Origin of the sequence: Brevibacterium sp. S111 (assembly GCF_004745075.1) — a bacterium.
Taxonomy (GTDB): domain Bacteria; phylum Actinomycetota; class Actinomycetes; order Actinomycetales; family Brevibacteriaceae; genus Brevibacterium.
In genome coordinates, this window is record NZ_RHFH01000002.1 from 330,099 (window position 1) to 344,782 (window position 14,684).

Annotated in this window: 10 protein-coding genes; 6 read left to right on the forward strand and 4 right to left on the reverse strand. The window is 66.2% G+C overall.

Going from position 1 to position 14,684, the window contains the following annotated elements:
- Window positions 1–20 precede the first annotated feature (20 nt).
- Entirely contained in the window at window positions 21–1,205 is a 1,185-nt protein-coding gene (locus tag EB836_RS03845) for a helix-turn-helix domain-containing protein (RefSeq protein WP_240689577.1), read from the forward strand.
- Window positions 1,206–1,303: 98 nt separating this feature from the next.
- Here EB836_RS03845 and EB836_RS03850 read toward each other — a convergent pair whose 3' ends face one another.
- Window positions 1,304–2,293, reverse strand: a complete 990-nt coding sequence (locus tag EB836_RS03850) for a DUF2332 domain-containing protein (protein ID WP_240689578.1) — start codon at window positions 2,291–2,293, stop codon at window positions 1,304–1,306.
- 195 nt (window positions 2,294–2,488) lie between these two features.
- On the opposite strand from EB836_RS03850, the gene EB836_RS03855 reads away from it, so the two are divergent.
- Together EB836_RS03855 and EB836_RS03860 are read left to right on the forward strand one after the other, a co-directional pair.
- Window positions 2,489–3,853, forward strand: a complete 1,365-nt coding sequence (locus EB836_RS03855) for an MFS transporter (protein WP_135537759.1) — start codon at window positions 2,489–2,491, stop codon at window positions 3,851–3,853.
- Between the two features lie 97 nt (window positions 3,854–3,950).
- Window positions 3,951–5,399, forward strand: a complete 1,449-nt coding sequence (locus tag EB836_RS03860) for an FAD-linked oxidase C-terminal domain-containing protein (RefSeq protein ID WP_135537760.1) — start codon at window positions 3,951–3,953, stop codon at window positions 5,397–5,399.
- A 28-nt stretch (window positions 5,400–5,427) separates the two neighbouring features.
- On the opposite strand, the gene EB836_RS03865 is transcribed toward EB836_RS03860, so the two are convergent.
- Entirely contained in the window at window positions 5,428–6,447 is a 1,020-nt protein-coding gene (locus EB836_RS03865) for a siderophore-interacting protein (RefSeq protein ID WP_135537761.1), read from the reverse strand.
- Window positions 6,448–6,683: 236 nt separating this feature from the next.
- Here EB836_RS03865 and EB836_RS03870 point away from each other — a divergent pair, with 236 nt between their 5' ends.
- On the forward strand, window positions 6,684–7,718 hold the full coding sequence (locus EB836_RS03870; RefSeq protein WP_135537762.1) for an ABC transporter substrate-binding protein: 1,035 nt from the start codon (window positions 6,684–6,686) through the stop codon (window positions 7,716–7,718).
- A 32-nt stretch (window positions 7,719–7,750) separates the two neighbouring features.
- The gene (locus EB836_RS03875) at window positions 7,751–9,103 is read left to right on the forward strand and encodes a D-serine ammonia-lyase (protein ID WP_135537763.1); all 1,353 of its coding nucleotides are present in this window, start codon (window positions 7,751–7,753) and stop codon (window positions 9,101–9,103) included.
- 10 nt (window positions 9,104–9,113) lie between these two features.
- Here EB836_RS03875 and EB836_RS03880 read toward each other — a convergent pair whose 3' ends face one another.
- The gene (locus tag EB836_RS03880; protein WP_240689579.1) at window positions 9,114–12,260 is read right to left on the reverse strand and encodes a hypothetical protein; all 3,147 of its coding nucleotides are present in this window, start codon (window positions 12,258–12,260) and stop codon (window positions 9,114–9,116) included.
- 173 nt (window positions 12,261–12,433) lie between these two features.
- Here EB836_RS03880 and EB836_RS03885 point away from each other — a divergent pair, with 173 nt between their 5' ends.
- Window positions 12,434–13,321: a hypothetical protein gene (locus EB836_RS03885; protein ID WP_240689580.1), complete on the forward strand. Its 888-nt coding sequence runs from the start codon at window positions 12,434–12,436 to the stop codon at window positions 13,319–13,321.
- A 21-nt stretch (window positions 13,322–13,342) separates the two neighbouring features.
- On the opposite strand, the gene EB836_RS03890 is transcribed toward EB836_RS03885, so the two are convergent.
- Window positions 13,343–14,677 (reverse strand): APC family permease, encoded by a 1,335-nt coding sequence (locus EB836_RS03890; protein WP_135537764.1) that lies wholly within the window; start codon window positions 14,675–14,677, stop codon window positions 13,343–13,345.
- Between the last annotated feature and the right edge of the window lie 7 nt (window positions 14,678–14,684).

Sequence of the window (14,684 nt, forward strand, 5' to 3'; positions counted from 1 at the left end):
TATGCACATATCCTTGAGGGGTGGTGAATGAGCAGGAGGGAAATGTCGACGACCGGCAGCTGCGGGACCGGCCGGCGCCTGGGGACGAGCAGCGATGGCTCGAACTTCTCGATGCGCTCGACCTCGATGAGTTGACCGAGAGGTTCATGTCCCGCGTTGTCACCGTCTCCGGATACGACCCCGCGCCGATCCCCGTCTCCGAGCTGCGCCGGACCGGACGGCTCTCCTTCAGCACCTTGATCGAGGGACTGCGGGCCGGCGGCTTCGATGGACCGGTGGCGATCTCGACGGAGGTCGGCGTCTCGCGAGCCCGGGCGGGCATTCCCCTGGAGGCGCTGATGACCGCAATCCGCCACGACTTCAATGTGCTCTGGGAGGTGCTCACCCGGGTGGCGAGCCAGGACGATGCCGAGCTCGTCATCCGCCACACGGGCATCGTGCTCAGCACCGTCGACGAATACGTCTCCCAGGTCCAGCAGGCCTACACGGCGGAGCTGGCGCGGATGCGCGCCGAAGAGTACTCGGTGCAGACGGGACTGATCGCCAGCCTCTTCGACGACCCCGACCCGACCAGTGAGCGCCTGTCGACGATTGCGTCCGGTCTCGGCCTCGAGGCGGACTCACCGCTGCTGGTCATCGCCGCGGCCGGGGAGGATCTGCGAGCGCTGCGCGTGCTCATCTCCGATTACGCCCGCGCGGGCGGGACCATGTTCACGCACCACCTCGGCGAGGTGCTCATTGCGTTCACCCGCGATTCGGAATCTCGCGGTCGCCCCGGCGAGGCGTTCGAACGCCGGGTCGCTGAGGCGCGGGTGGGATACGTGCGGGCCGCGGGTATCGGTGCCCTGCGGAGGTCGGCACTGACGGCTCGCGATCTTGCCGAAGTCATCGCCCCTGATGAGACCTCGGCGATGACATGGCGACGCGGGTGGGCGCGCCTGGCAGCCCGGTCGCTCAACGCTGCCGGCAACCCGATCCTCGGCGATGTCGATTCGGCGCTCGCCGACTGCGGCCGGGTCGAACGCGAACGCCTCATCGAAGCGGTGCGGGCCTACCTGGCCTCGGGAAGCATCGGCGCCAGTGCGACCGAACTGTTCTGCCACCGCAACACCGTGGCCAATCGTCTGCGCCGTTTCGCCGAACTCACCGGGGTCGACCCGACGGTCCCCGCCGAGGCGGCCCGCCTCGTCGTCGGCTGGGCGTGAGGACAGCCGGCCATCACCGATGACGGACTCAACGAGGTGGGAAAGTGCGCTGAGGAATGCATCAGGGTGCCTTCCGAAGGCAGTGCACGGGCTCTGCCCTACATCAGCCCCTCATAGCTCTGCCCGTGTGGACCGGTCAGTGCCGTGGCCCTGCCGTCGACGGCAAGGACGAAGCGACCGTCCGGCTGGACGCCCAGGTCGCTGACCTGCGCGAGAACGTCAGGCAGCACCCCACCGCCCTCATTGCTGATCCACACGATGTCCTCGCGCTCGCGCATGAGGGCGGCGAACCGCTCGCGTACGGCGGGCTCGACATAGGCGAGCACGGCGCTGTGGAACACGACGGTCTGCGTGTTCGCAGGAGCCTCGGCCGCCAGCGACTCGACGGTGTCGAGCAGATCCCCGGGGACCAGCCTCGGCGGATCCGCCCCGACGAGCTCTGCGGCGGCACTCAGCCGAGCGCGTCGTCCGTCGTGCTCGGGCCAGATCAGCGACTGCAGCCATTTCTGCTGGTCAGTATCGGCGATGTCGATCGGATTGAGGTCGATCCCGGCGCGCCAGGCGACTTCGGGGACACGCGTCGGGGGCGCGGCATGTCTGAGCTCGCAGTCCAAGGTGACGCTGCTCGGACCGGTGACTGGGTCGCACCGGGTGATGCCTGACTCGCTGCGATACGTGTAGCTGTACCGATCGGGATACAGGCACAGCCCGGCCGAGGCGCCGACCTCGATGAGCGACAGCGGGCCGGAGAGCTGAGCCAGGGCCGGTAAGAGCACAGCGCAGCGACCTGCCTCGTTCGTCTGAGTCGAACGCGCAAGCATGAGTTCGCGGGTTGGCCCCCAGTTCTTCAGCAGCCATTCCCTCAGGCTCGAATAGTCACCATTTCCGGCGCCGAGGTGGCGGGCCGCCGCGAAGAGCAGGTTCGCCTGACGTTTCGGTGTAGGAAGCTCGAGGAGCCGAGCGATGATGACCTCATCCTCGGCCACGCCCCGAGCCCACTGAGTGTAGATCGGAGAGCTCTCGGCGGCCTCCAGGAGAGCGAACTTCCTGTAGTACTCACGCAGGCTCGCGGCATCGAGTTCGGTCATCGGCTGCATGGTGTCCCCCTTGTCGCTCTGCTCCAATCGTAGTAGTCCGCAGTCGTCCCGGTATTCGGCACTTCCGCCGCGAACGCTAGGCGAGGCGGGCGAGCTGTCGTAATGTGTTGCCGTAGTGCGCAGAGAGCCGTCATCGCGGCGAATCCCGAGCCACCACCGTGGCCGGACCAGATCGAAGGAGATCCTATGTCATCCGAGGTGAGCCCGTCCGCAGCCGGACAGTCACCGTCCGGCACCGTGTTGGAGAAGCGGACCATGCGCAAGGTCCTCATCCGGCTCATTCCGTTCATCATCGCGATGTACTTCATCAACTACCTCGACCGCACGAACCTCGGCATCGCCGGCCCCGGCGGAATGAATGAGGACCTCGCGATGAACGCCACCCAGTACGGGTTCGCCGCGGGCGTGTTCTTCTTCGGCTACCTCATCCTCGAGGTGCCCTCGAACCTCGCGCTGCACAGATTCGGGGCGCGCATCTGGCTCGCCCGCATCCTCATCAGCTGGGGGATCATCGCCGCCGCAATGGCGTTCGTGCCGAACCACGGCTGGCTCTATGTGCTGCGGTTCCTCCTCGGAATCGCCGAGGCGGGATTCTTCCCCGGTGTCATCCTCTACCTCACCTACTGGTTCCCGACCACGATGCGTGCCCGGGCGACTGCGCTGTTCATGCTCGCGATCCCCCTGTCCAGCGTCGTCGGATCGCCGCTGTCGTCCTGGCTGATCTCGAGCGGCAATGCCATGTTCGACAGCTTCGCCGGTTGGCGCTTCATGTTCATCATCGAAGGCGTCCCGGCGGTGCTGTTGGGCATCATGTGCATCGTCTACCTCACCGATCGTCCCCGCGATGCCAAATGGCTGACTGTCGAAGAGCGCAACTGGCTGCAGGCGACCATGGACGCCGAGGAGAAGGACAAGGAGCAGACCTTCCACTACCCGGTCCGCCGCTCCCTCCTCCAACCGCGTGTGTGGGCCCTGTCCTTCGTCTACTTCGGCATGGTCTACGGCCTCTATGCGATGAGCTTCTTCCTGCCGACGATCATCTCCGGGTTCCAGGCGACCTTCGGCGTCGAATACTCGATCGTTGAGATCGGCTTGATCACCGCCATCCCCTATATCTTCGGTGCTCTGGCCATGTACTTCTGGTCCCGCCACGGCGACCGCAGCGGCGAACGGGTCTGGCACGTGGCCCTCCCGCTCTTCATCGGCGGTGTGACGATCCCGATCGCGCTCTACCTGTCCTCACCGTTCACCACGATGATCGCAGTGACGATCACGTGCATGGCGATCTGTGCGGCCCTGCCGACGTTCTGGCCGCTGCCGCAGACCTTCCTCGCTGGTGCCGGAGCCGCCGCCGGTCTTGCGCTCATCAACTCACTGGGCAACTCGGCCGGATTCTTCGCCCCCTACATCACGGGCTGGCTCGCCGACCTCACCGGGACCCAGAACGCGGGGATGTGGGTCGTCGGCGCCGCGATGGTCACCGCCGGCATTGTGACCCTCATCCTCAAGGCGGCACCGGCGCCCGATAGCCTGGAGGCGAAGCTCAAGTAGAAGGCTGCACGACCGTCGACACCCATCGCCGAGGCGGACGACCGCGACGTTGCGACGCCGACCTTCGCTGCCGCCACCGATGAACCGAGGAGCACGCATGTCGACCCTTCCGACCGCAGCCGCGAACCCGACCACCGACTTCCCCACTCTTGATCCGGCCGTGCTCGCTGACCTCGCCGCCCGTCTGAGCCCGGGCGCACTGACGACCGACCCCGACGTCATCGACGCCCACTCCAGTGACGAAGCCCTGTTCTGTCCACGCGAGGGTGCGATCGCCCTGGTCAGGGCCGCCTCGGCGGGGGATGTCCAGGAAGTCATGCGCTTCGCCGGCGAACATCGGGTCCCCGTCGTCCCGCAGGGCGCACGGTCCGGAATCTCCGGCGGAGCGAACGCCTCACCCGGGGCGATCCTGCTCAACGTATCGAAGATGAAGGACGTCGTGGCCGTCAACGAGGCCGAACGACTCGTCACCGTCCAGCCGGGCATCATCAACCAGGACCTCAAGGATCACCTGGCCCCGTACGGGCTGTCCTACCCGCCCGATCCCGGATCGGTCGCGCTGTCGTCGATCGGTGGGAACATCGCCACGAACGCAGGCGGCCTGTGTTGCGTGAAATACGGTGTGACCAGGGATTACGTCCGGTCGCTCAAGGTCGTTCTCGCCGACGGGAGCATCACGACGCTCGGCCCGCAGACGGCGAAGGGCGTGGCCGGACTCGATATGCGCCACCTCTTCATCGGCTCCGAAGGCACCTTGGGCATCGTCGTCGAGGCGACCCTGCGCCTGGTGCCCGCTCTGCCTGATCCGTTCACCGCGATTGCGACATTCCCCGATGAGCGCAGCGGACTGCAGACCGTCGCCGACTTCGTGGCCGGAGGAGGGGTGCCGAGTCTGTTCGAGTTCCTCGACGGGGCAAGCCTGCGCATGCTCAACGACTACGGCGACTTCGGTCTCGACGGCGATGCCGGGGCGATGCTCATCATGCAGGTCGACGACAACCCGACGGATGCGGAAGCCGCGATGTCGACCTTCACCGAGGTGGCTCAGCGCTGCGGTGCCCTCGACGTCGCGTACTCCGACGACCCGACGGACTCCGCGGCCCTCATCACCGCCAGGCGGATGATCCAGCCGGCCTACGAGAAGTTCGCGAACGCCCACGGCGGTGGGCAGCTGCTCGATGATGTGTGCCTGCCGCGCACGGCCGTTCCCGAATTCTGCGACCGGCTGGCCGAGCTGCGGGCATCCTCCGGACTCGAGATCGCGCTCGTCGCTCATGCCGGTGACGGCAATATGCACCCGTCGGTGTTCTTCGACTCTGCGGATGCGGCCGAGACGGCGAAGGCCGAAGAGGTGTTCGAAGAGATCATGCGCGTCGGCCTCGAGCTCGGTGGAACGATCACCGGAGAGCACGGGGTCGGCTTCCTCAAACGCGCGTGGCTGCCGAACGAACTCGACGAAGGATCACGACGGATCCAGCTGGCCGTGAAGAACGCCCTCGACCCGCAGGGCATCCTCAACCCCGGAAAGATGCTCGCCGAGATCTGAGCGCGCTGTCTGCTGAGGGGCCGAGTGCTCAGCCCTCGGCCTTGCCCTGCCGCCAGTAGCCCATGAAGGCGATCTGCTTGCGGTCGACCCCGACCTCCTGGACGAGGTAGCGGCGCAGACGCTTGACCGGCCCGGCCTCTCCGGCGATCCAGGCATAGAAGGGACGGGTGTCCTTCTCCGTCGCACTCGAACTGTCCTGGGCCGCCTCGGTGAGGGCCGCGGGAACATCCCAGAGGATCTCCTCGTCGATGTTGACATCATCGAGTTCCCGCACCTGACCATGCGGCCCGCCGGCCGACCCTGCCGATCCGGCCCCCACTTCGGCGGGGATCCGGGTCTCCGAACGCACCGCCTCACGGACGGCGGGTTCGAGCAGCTGTCCGAAATCGGCGTTGCCGCGCGGCAGCCATTCGATCTCGAAGCCGGCGGGAGCGGTCATGTCGATGATGTCCTCGGCTCTCGGGACCTCGAGCACGGCCTTGCCTTGGGCCTGACTGTCCTTGAGCGAATCGAGGATCGAGGCGATCGCGGGCACGGCGGTTTCGTCGCCGGCGAGCAGGATCTGGTGGGCATCGCCGGGGGCGAACTCGATTCCGGCGCACGGGGTCTCCGAGGCACGGGAGGGGCCGATGATGTGGAGACTGTGCCCCACCTCGGCGGATTCGGCCCACTGAGCCGCCGGGCCCGAATGACCGTGCTCATCGGTGTGGAGGACCATGTCGATGACGAGTCTGCGGTCGGCATCGTTCCAGTCCCGCACCGTGTAGGTGCGCATCGCGCCGCGAACCTCGGGATCGACCTGCAGCCAGGCTCGGTACCAGGAGACACCGGCAGCTTCCTGCTCGGTGAGGAACGCGGGCAGGTCGAACTGCGGTGTGGCCGCTCCTGCCGGAGGGATGACGAGTTTGATCCGCAGGTCACGAGGGTGCGTGTTCGGACCGAATTCCTCGAGTCCCGCACCCCCGAATGTCACCCGACGGAAAGACGGGCTGAGGTCTTCGACGGCGACGACCTCTGCTTCGAAAGCACCGATGGGGGCTCGTGACACTGATTCTCCTTCGCATCCCACGACCACAGGGTCTTGGGTGCGTCCCCGCGGGGACGCGTTCCGTTCGTGTGTGCAGCTGTCGAGGACGTGCGAACATCCACAACACTGCTCTACTCTAATTCAGTAAGGCTAGCCTTTCCAAATAGTGTTACGGTGGTCCCGGCGTCGCCAGGCCTTATCAACAAGGCCGGCTGAGCAGCGCGCTGACCAGCACTTCCACCGTTCCACCTCGTCCAATGTCCCCGCGGGGACGTGCCCGATCCGTCCTCGCCGGGACGCTCACCGAAAGGCTCTCGATGCGTCGTCGTCAGCTTCTTGCCCTCTCCGTTCTCGCCCCGTTCGCCCTCGTCGCCTGCGACGGTTCGACGACCGATGACGCGCCGTCTGCGGCCTCCGGAGGCGGCGGCACGGAACAGAACTTCCGCTACTCGCCCGAGGGCTATGACGGGCTGACGATCGAACTCGACCGTCCGGCCAAGCGCATCGCCGCGGACTTCTACTCCGCGGCCGGTCTGGCACAGTACGGGATCACCCCGGTCGCGGTCTTCGGATTCGGGCAGAACGAATCACCGGGGAAGGCCTTCGACTCCACCGGGGTCGAGGTCGTCGGCACCGAGATGGAACTCGATATCGAAGCCCTTGCGCTGACCGAGCCGGACATCCTCGTTGCTTACGGCAATGACGAGGGCGACGGCTGGACCTGGTGGGACGACAAGGTCAAAGACCAGGTCAACGACCTCGTCGACTTCGTTCCCGTCAAGCTGAGCGAGCAGAGTCCGGATGCGATGTTCGCCCAATACGCCGCGATCGCAGAGGCACTGGGCAAAGACACGGAATCCGGTGCCGTCGCCGAGGACCGCAAGGCCTTCGAAAAGGCGCGCAAACGCATCCGCACCGTCGCCGAGGACAATGATTCGCTGACCGTGCTGCTCGCGAACTTCAGCGCCGAGATCAACTACGCCTCAACCTCGCTGGGGATCGCGCAGATGCTCAGCGAGGACGGACTCACCCTCGTCGGGCCCGAATCCCCGGCCGACAGCGCCTGGGCTGAAGTGTCCTGGGAGAAGATCTCCGACTACCCGGCCGACGTCCTCCTCGTCCACGACGCGTCGGCCGACTACGAGGACAATCCCGTCTACCGACGGCTGCCTGCCGTCAAGGCCGGACAGCTGGGCACCTGGGACGACAAACGCGCCTACACCTATGACGGCTACGCAACCTGGCTGAACGAACTCGCCGACGTGCTCGAGGATGCGAAGAAGATCGTCTGATCCTTGCCCGAAAGTCCGGCTACGATCGGGGCATGACTCAACTTCCCACCGATCTTCGCGACGACGACGTCATCCGATCCTTGGCATCAGCCCAGGCGACCACATGGGTCCGGCGAACTCCCGCCGAGGCGGCCCTGCCCGATCTCGCCGACGTCATGGATTCCGCGGCGGCCCGGTTCGACCGCTTCGCCCCTTGGTTCGCCGAGACCTTCCCGGAAACGGCAACGGTCCCCGTCGAACTCGCATCGGCCTTCCCCGAGGCCCGCGGCGGACTGATCGAATCGCCGCTCGTGCGGGCCGCCTCGGCGCAGGAGCGACTCGACGCGCTCTTCGGAACCGAACTCTCCGGTCAGCTGTGGCTCAAGCGTGATGACTCTCTGCCGGTGAGCGGGTCGATCAAGGCGCGTGGCGGTTTCCACGAGGTGCTCGAATTCGCCGAGGCGGTCGCCGCCGATCACGGCCTCGACGCTCATGATCCCGCCACCTACTCGAGCCCGCAGTTCCGGGAGATCGCTGCAGACCACCGGATCGTCGTCGGCTCGACGGGCAACCTCGGACTGTCGATCGGAATCCTCAGCGCACGGCTGGGATTCGCCGCCTCCGTGCACATGTCCGCCGACGCCCGCGAATGGAAGAAGACGACGCTGCGCGACCACGGAGTCGACGTCATCGAACACGCCGGTGACTTCGTCGAAGCCGTGGAGGCCGGACGCGCCTCGGCGGAAGCCGCCGCGAACACCCACTTCGTCGACGACGAGGACTCGGTGAGCCTCTTCGCCGGGTACTCGGTGGCCGCACTGCGGATCAGACGCCAGTTCGACGCCGCCGGAGTGACCATCGATGAGCAGAATCCGCTCACCGTCTACCTGCCGTGCGGAATCGGCGGAGGGCCCGGGGGAGTGACGTTCGGGCTCAAGCGCGTCTTCGGAACTGCGGTGCACTGTGTCTTCGTCGAACCGAGCCAGGCACCGGCGATGTTCCTCGGTGTGCGCACCGGTCGGCACAGCGACATCTCCGTTCAGGACATCGGACTCTCCGGAGCCACCGCCGCCGACGGACTGGCCGTCGCCCGGCCCTCACGATTCATCGGACCGACGATCGGGCCGCTGATCTCCGGTTTCGCCGCGGTCCCCGACGAAGTCATCCGGGCCGGAGTCGGTGTGCTCCACGAGACCGAAGACATCGACGTCGAACCCTCGGCAACCGCCGGGCTGACCATTCCGTGGCGGATGGGTGATGCGGCGGCTGAGTCTCCGGCGGGCGTCCACCTGGTGTGGCTCACCGGCGGGGCGATGGTTCCCGAGGGAGAGCGGGCTGCCTACGTCGAGGAAGGACGAGGGCTGGTGGAGAGGATCGGCGACACCTCGGCGATATTCGTCGACTGAGGTTCGTCGGTCACCAGTCCCAGGGGTCGTCGGTGACGGTGATGACGACCTTGTCGTCGACGATCTCAGCCGTGCCGGTGAGGTCGAAGGTCACGGTGTCATCGAAGGGTTCGGACTCATCGAACATGTCGTAGCTGCCGGTCACAAGCGCCTCACCGGAGGTGTCCGAGGAGATCAGCCACGCAGGTCCGCCGTTCGGACCGGTCGCATCCGCGGGATCCGAATACTGGTCGGCGCCCATGGAGTCATCGGCGACGGTCACCGTCGGATACGACGAGATCGACCACTTGAGGCCGGTGGCATCGTAGCTCTCCGCCAGCGAGGAGCCGAACGGGCACCCGTCAGGCTGCGCGACGGTCTTCTTCGCGCAGCTGTCGATGAGGGTCTTGACCTGCTTGTCGACCTCACTGCGGAACGCGTCCGAGGGGTGGGCGGCGAGCATCGGTGTCTCCTCACCCTCCATGTCCGCGTCATCACCGAGGAACGCTCGCACCTCGACCTCGTCGGCAGTGATGAGGTCGGACTTCTCAGCCACATCGATCGTGTAGAGACCGGGGAAGGCCGGCAGGGACAGCGTCGACCCGTCGCTGTCGACGTCGATTCCGTTGACCTTGACCTTCTTGAGGCCCGGAGTGTCGACGGTGAGGGTGAGCAGATCCGGACTCTTGAGCGTCCAGTCGTCGAAGAACAGAGCCTTCTTCCCGGCCCGGTGCAAGGTCAGGGTGCTGTGGCCCTTGGACCCTCCGACGTCATAGGTGACCGCGACCGTCGCCGTGTCGCCTGAGATCTCGGCATCGTCGACGGTGACATCGTCGGGCAGCGCCTTGGATCCGCCGAGCACGTCGTTCGTCAGCAGGGTCCGTGACTCCTGTGGAACATCGACGTCGGCGACCTTGAGAGCCCCTTCGGCGTCTCCGTCGGAGAGTTCCGCGAAGTACTTCTCCACTGTCGCTTCAGGACCGAACATGTGCCCATTGACCTGGGTGACGACGATGAGCGCGGCGACGAGGAGGAGGACGGCCCCTCCGGCCACGACCGATACGAGAGTCGTCTTCTTCTTGTCGAAGGGTCTGGCCGGACCTGCAGACGGCTGTGCGGCGTACATTCCCTGCGGCACCGGGTGCGACTGCTGCCCGGCCGCCCCTTGCGGCGCCGAATAGGCCTGCTGGCCGACCGAACCCTGCGGGTAGGCGTAAGGCTGCTGGTCTGACGGTGTCGGATGCTGCTGCGGGCCGACCGGGGCGGAGAACTGCTGCGGACCCTGCAAGTGGCCCCGCGAGCCGAACGCTTCAGGCGATGCGGGCTGACCCTGATATCCGCCGGGCGCCTGTGGCCCGACTTCGCCGGGTCCGGGGGCGACCGGCGGCGGCGTCGGAGCGGTTGTCTGAGCCAGATCGGGATGAACGAAGGCGAAACGCGGTTCGCTCATGCCCAGGTGCGGTCCCCAGTGCGGATGCACGGTCCGTCCGGCGGCGATCCGGGCCAGGGCCGGGAAGGTGAGAGCGAGTCGTGGACCGAGGGTGCGGGAGAGCACCTCGATGATCCCACCCCAGACGGCGAAGATGAGGAACGTCCAGGCCAGGGGGCCGATTCCGGCACGGGCAGCACCGGAACCGCCGAAGTACATGGCCGCCTCGGCGGATCCGGACATCGACAGGTGCGCAGGAATCGCCAGCAGCGACAGCAGACCCCACACGAGGCAGAACGCCACCGGCAGCTTCCAGGCACTCGACCACTGCTGCTTGTCCTGCTCGACGACGGTCCAGGCCGGACGTCGGGTGACGGTGGCGACGACCGTCGCGATCAGCACCGCGACCGCAACGACGAGCAGTCCCAGCCACAGCAGGCCGGGAGCGTCGCGGCTGAACAGGGTGAGGCTTTCGCTGAAGGTGTCCGAGTAGACGCCGAAGTCACCTTGGGCGGTGGCGCTGATTCCGCCGAGGTGGGTCAGCGAGGTGAGGATGAGACCCATGTTGATGAATGTCAGCGGTACCAGCTGGCCCGGCATCTCGACGGACAGCGGCAGGACGAAGAGCGCGACGATCGAGAACACGGCGGTGCAGAGGGCGAGGTGGACCCAGGTCACCAGCAGCGGTGGGACCGCCCAGCGCAGGAACGGTGCGCCGATCGCCTCGGTGCCTTTGAAGTGCCCAGCGATCCGGCCGGCGATGCTCGTGATGAGGATGACGAGCAGGGGCAGGAAGAACGACCGGACGGTAACCGCCGAGTAGGAGAAGGTGAGCGCACCGTCTTCTTCGAACGAGGAGAAGCGCGCGGCGAAGATGACCTGGAGGAGGAAGAGCACGAGCGTCATCGCCAGGGTCGAGACCCCGATGCGGATCCACGTGGACACCCGGTTGGGTGCAGGGGAGCGGCGTTCGCTGATCTTCGTCATCGACCACAGCAGGCCGACAATGATGATCGTCACGACCAAGGGCGCCCCGGTCGTGAAGATGCTCAGCTGGGCGTTGAAGCTGTCAGGAGCATTGATATCGAGACGCAGTGCCGCCGAGCCGAACAGGGACAGCGCCATGAGGACGAAGGGCAGAGCGTAGCTGAGGCTGTCGAGGTTGAAGCCGGTCTCCTCGGTCAGGGCGCTGAATTCTGACATCGACGTGAGGATGACGGTGAGGATGATGGAGACGATAATGCCGCCGAGGAGGGCGATCCCCGGTGGGATCAGGGCCGTTCTCCACGTGGAACCCTTCGCCAGCGCCGAGGCGAACTTCGACTTCGGGACATGTGCTGGGTAGCCCGGCGGTGCGGGATACGGCACGGGACCGGATTGGCAGGGACCGTGCTGATACGGCCCCTGCTGATAGGGGTCTTGCCGATAGGGATCGTGCTGATAGCGACCCGAGCCTTGAGGGTGGGCGCCCTGCTGGTGGGGAGCGGACCCTTGAGCCTGCGGCCCACCGGCGTGCGGAGGGGCACCGGGGACAGGCGGGTACGGCCCGGCTGCTTGCTGATAGGGGTCGACTGTCTGCGGGGAGGCGGGCATCCCGTCTTCCGGCGGCGCCCAGCGAGCAGTCTCTTCGGTGGAATCGGGCTGATCGCCGGCCGTGGGCTCGGGCTCGGGACTCTCCTGGTCCTCGATATCCCGATCCTTCGGATCCTCGGCGGCGGTCGGTGTCGTCTCGTCGGATTCCTCGTCCATACCCAGTCCTCAAGTGCAGCTGCTCGACAGCTCCGCGATGTAGTTCAAACCGAAACAATCAACTGATCAAGTCAAGCATGTGTAGTTCACAACTTATATTAGGCTGTTAATGCAAGAGAAGTTCTCTATCGGGACTTTTTCTGAAATACGGCGTGATCGATCTGGAGTTGCGGATGAGTACGAACCCTCCCGGGCGCGGGGATGAGAACGAATGGGACGTCAACGACCAGTCCGACAGTCAGTGGACGTCGCAGCCCCGTCCCCAGGGGAACACCGGCTGGGGCGCGCCTCCGCAAGGGCAGCCACCCTATCCGCCGCACCCGCCGGCCCAACCACCTCACCAGCAGAGCGGTCCGGCCCACCCGCAGGCCGGGCCGCAGCAACCGCACGGTCAGCAGGCCTACTCGCAGAATCAGTACCCCTATCCGCAGGGACCGGGCCCTTATCAGCAGCCGGCGGCAGCACCGAAGAAGCGCGGGCCAATGATCGCCCTCTTCGCCGTGATCGTCATCGTCCTCGGCGTGGGCATCGGCTGGGGCGCCGCGACGCTGTTCCCACGCGATTCCGGTGAACAGTCCACCGTCGCCTCAAGTGAGGAACCGACGGCCGACGAGACCGGCAGTGACGGTTCGGCCAGCGCTGAACCAGAACCCACCGAGGAAGAGACGCAGCTGCCCGACGACCCGAAGAAGGCACTCAAGCAGCTCGCCGATGCGGACGGCAAGGAGGCCACAGACGACCTCAACGGCAAATGGGTGCCCCAGCTGAGCTCGAAGAAGGTCGGGCTCAAAGCCGAAGGCAGAACCTGGGACGAACAGGCGATCCTCGACGAGCATCAGGAGCTGCGTGAGGAGTTTCCTCGCGTCAAACTCGTCTGGAGCGGTGACTTCACAAGCTTCAAGGAAGGCAATTTCTGGGTCACGGTCGTCGGTATCGGCTACAACGACCCTGATGATGCCCTGTCCTGGTGCTCGTCGCACGGACTCGGTCCCGACAGCTGCTACGCCAAGCAGCTGAACACCTCAGGCGGCCACGAAGGCACGACTCGTCTGCAGGACTGATGGTCCACTCCCCGAGGCGGCTCAGCCGCGGATTCGCCGCCGGTTATTCACCGCGAACACCGCGATGCCGATGAGCAGCCAGATTCCTCCGATGAGGAGCGCCAGAGGATTCGCGCTCACGAGCACGGCGATGAGCAGTCCGGCACCGATGATCGGAACAACACCGTGTTTGAATCGATCCGGTGCCTCGCTGCCCTGTTTCCTGATGAGGAAGAAGCCGACCACCGAGGCCTGAAGGAGCACGAACGCGCTCAGCGCTCCGACGTTGACGATCGAGGTGAGCTGGTCGAGGCCATCGGCACGGGTCGCCGCCCACCCGGCCACGATGACATTTCCGCCCGCAGCCACGAGGATGCCCTTCCATGGCACACCGGTCCTCGGGGCCACCTCGGCGAGGAATTTCGGGACCTGCCGAGCCCGGCCCATGTCCATGAGGATGCGGGAGCCGGCCGCCTGACCGATCATCGCGGAGAACGCCGCGCCGACGGCCTTGGCCAAGGCGAGCAGCCAGTGCAGCCACGGACCGACCGTCGCATCGACCGCGTTGTAGTACGCGGCGCCTTCCAGCGAGGGATCGGCCTGCAGATCCGCCGGTGACAGCGGTGACAGGAGACTGCCCACCCAGGTCTGGGCAACGAAGAGGACTCCCGCCAGGATCAGGCAGATGAGAGTGGCACGTCCGACGATGCGCGGTCCGCCCTTCGCCTCCTCGGAGAAGGTCGCGAGCGAATCGAAGCCGAGATAGGACAGCACCGCCACGGACACAGCCGCGAGCACCGCCGTCATCGAGAAGGCGTCGACCCCGGTCAACGGGGTCAGCCACCCGCGGGTCGGACCATGCGAGACCAGATAGGCGATGCCGAGGACGAGGACCAGCGCGAGGACGGCCACCTCGGCGAGGACGACCCCGGTGATCACGCGCGAGGCGATCTTGACCCCGGCGAGGTTGAGGCCGGTGGTGAGGACGACGGCCACGGCCACGAACACCCAGACGGGCAATGCCGGGAAGATCGAGTTCAGCGCGATTCCGGTGAACAGGTAGGCGACCGAGGGGATGAAGAGATAGTCGAGGAGGATCATCCACCCGGCGATGAAGCCGGCCGGCTTCCCGATGCCCGCCGAGGCGTAGGCGAAGACCGTGCCCGCGCGCGGGACCTCGCGTGACATGCGCATATAGCTGACCGCGGTGAAGGCCATGACGACCGTGGCGACGATGTAGACGAGCGCGACAGCACCTCCGGAGCGGGCGTCGAGGGTGCCGAAGACCCCGACGGCGGCCGCCGGTCCGATGAAGACGAGACCGAAGAAGACGAGTTCGCTCAGTCCGATCGTCCGCCGCAGCTGCCCAGTTTCCATGATTCTC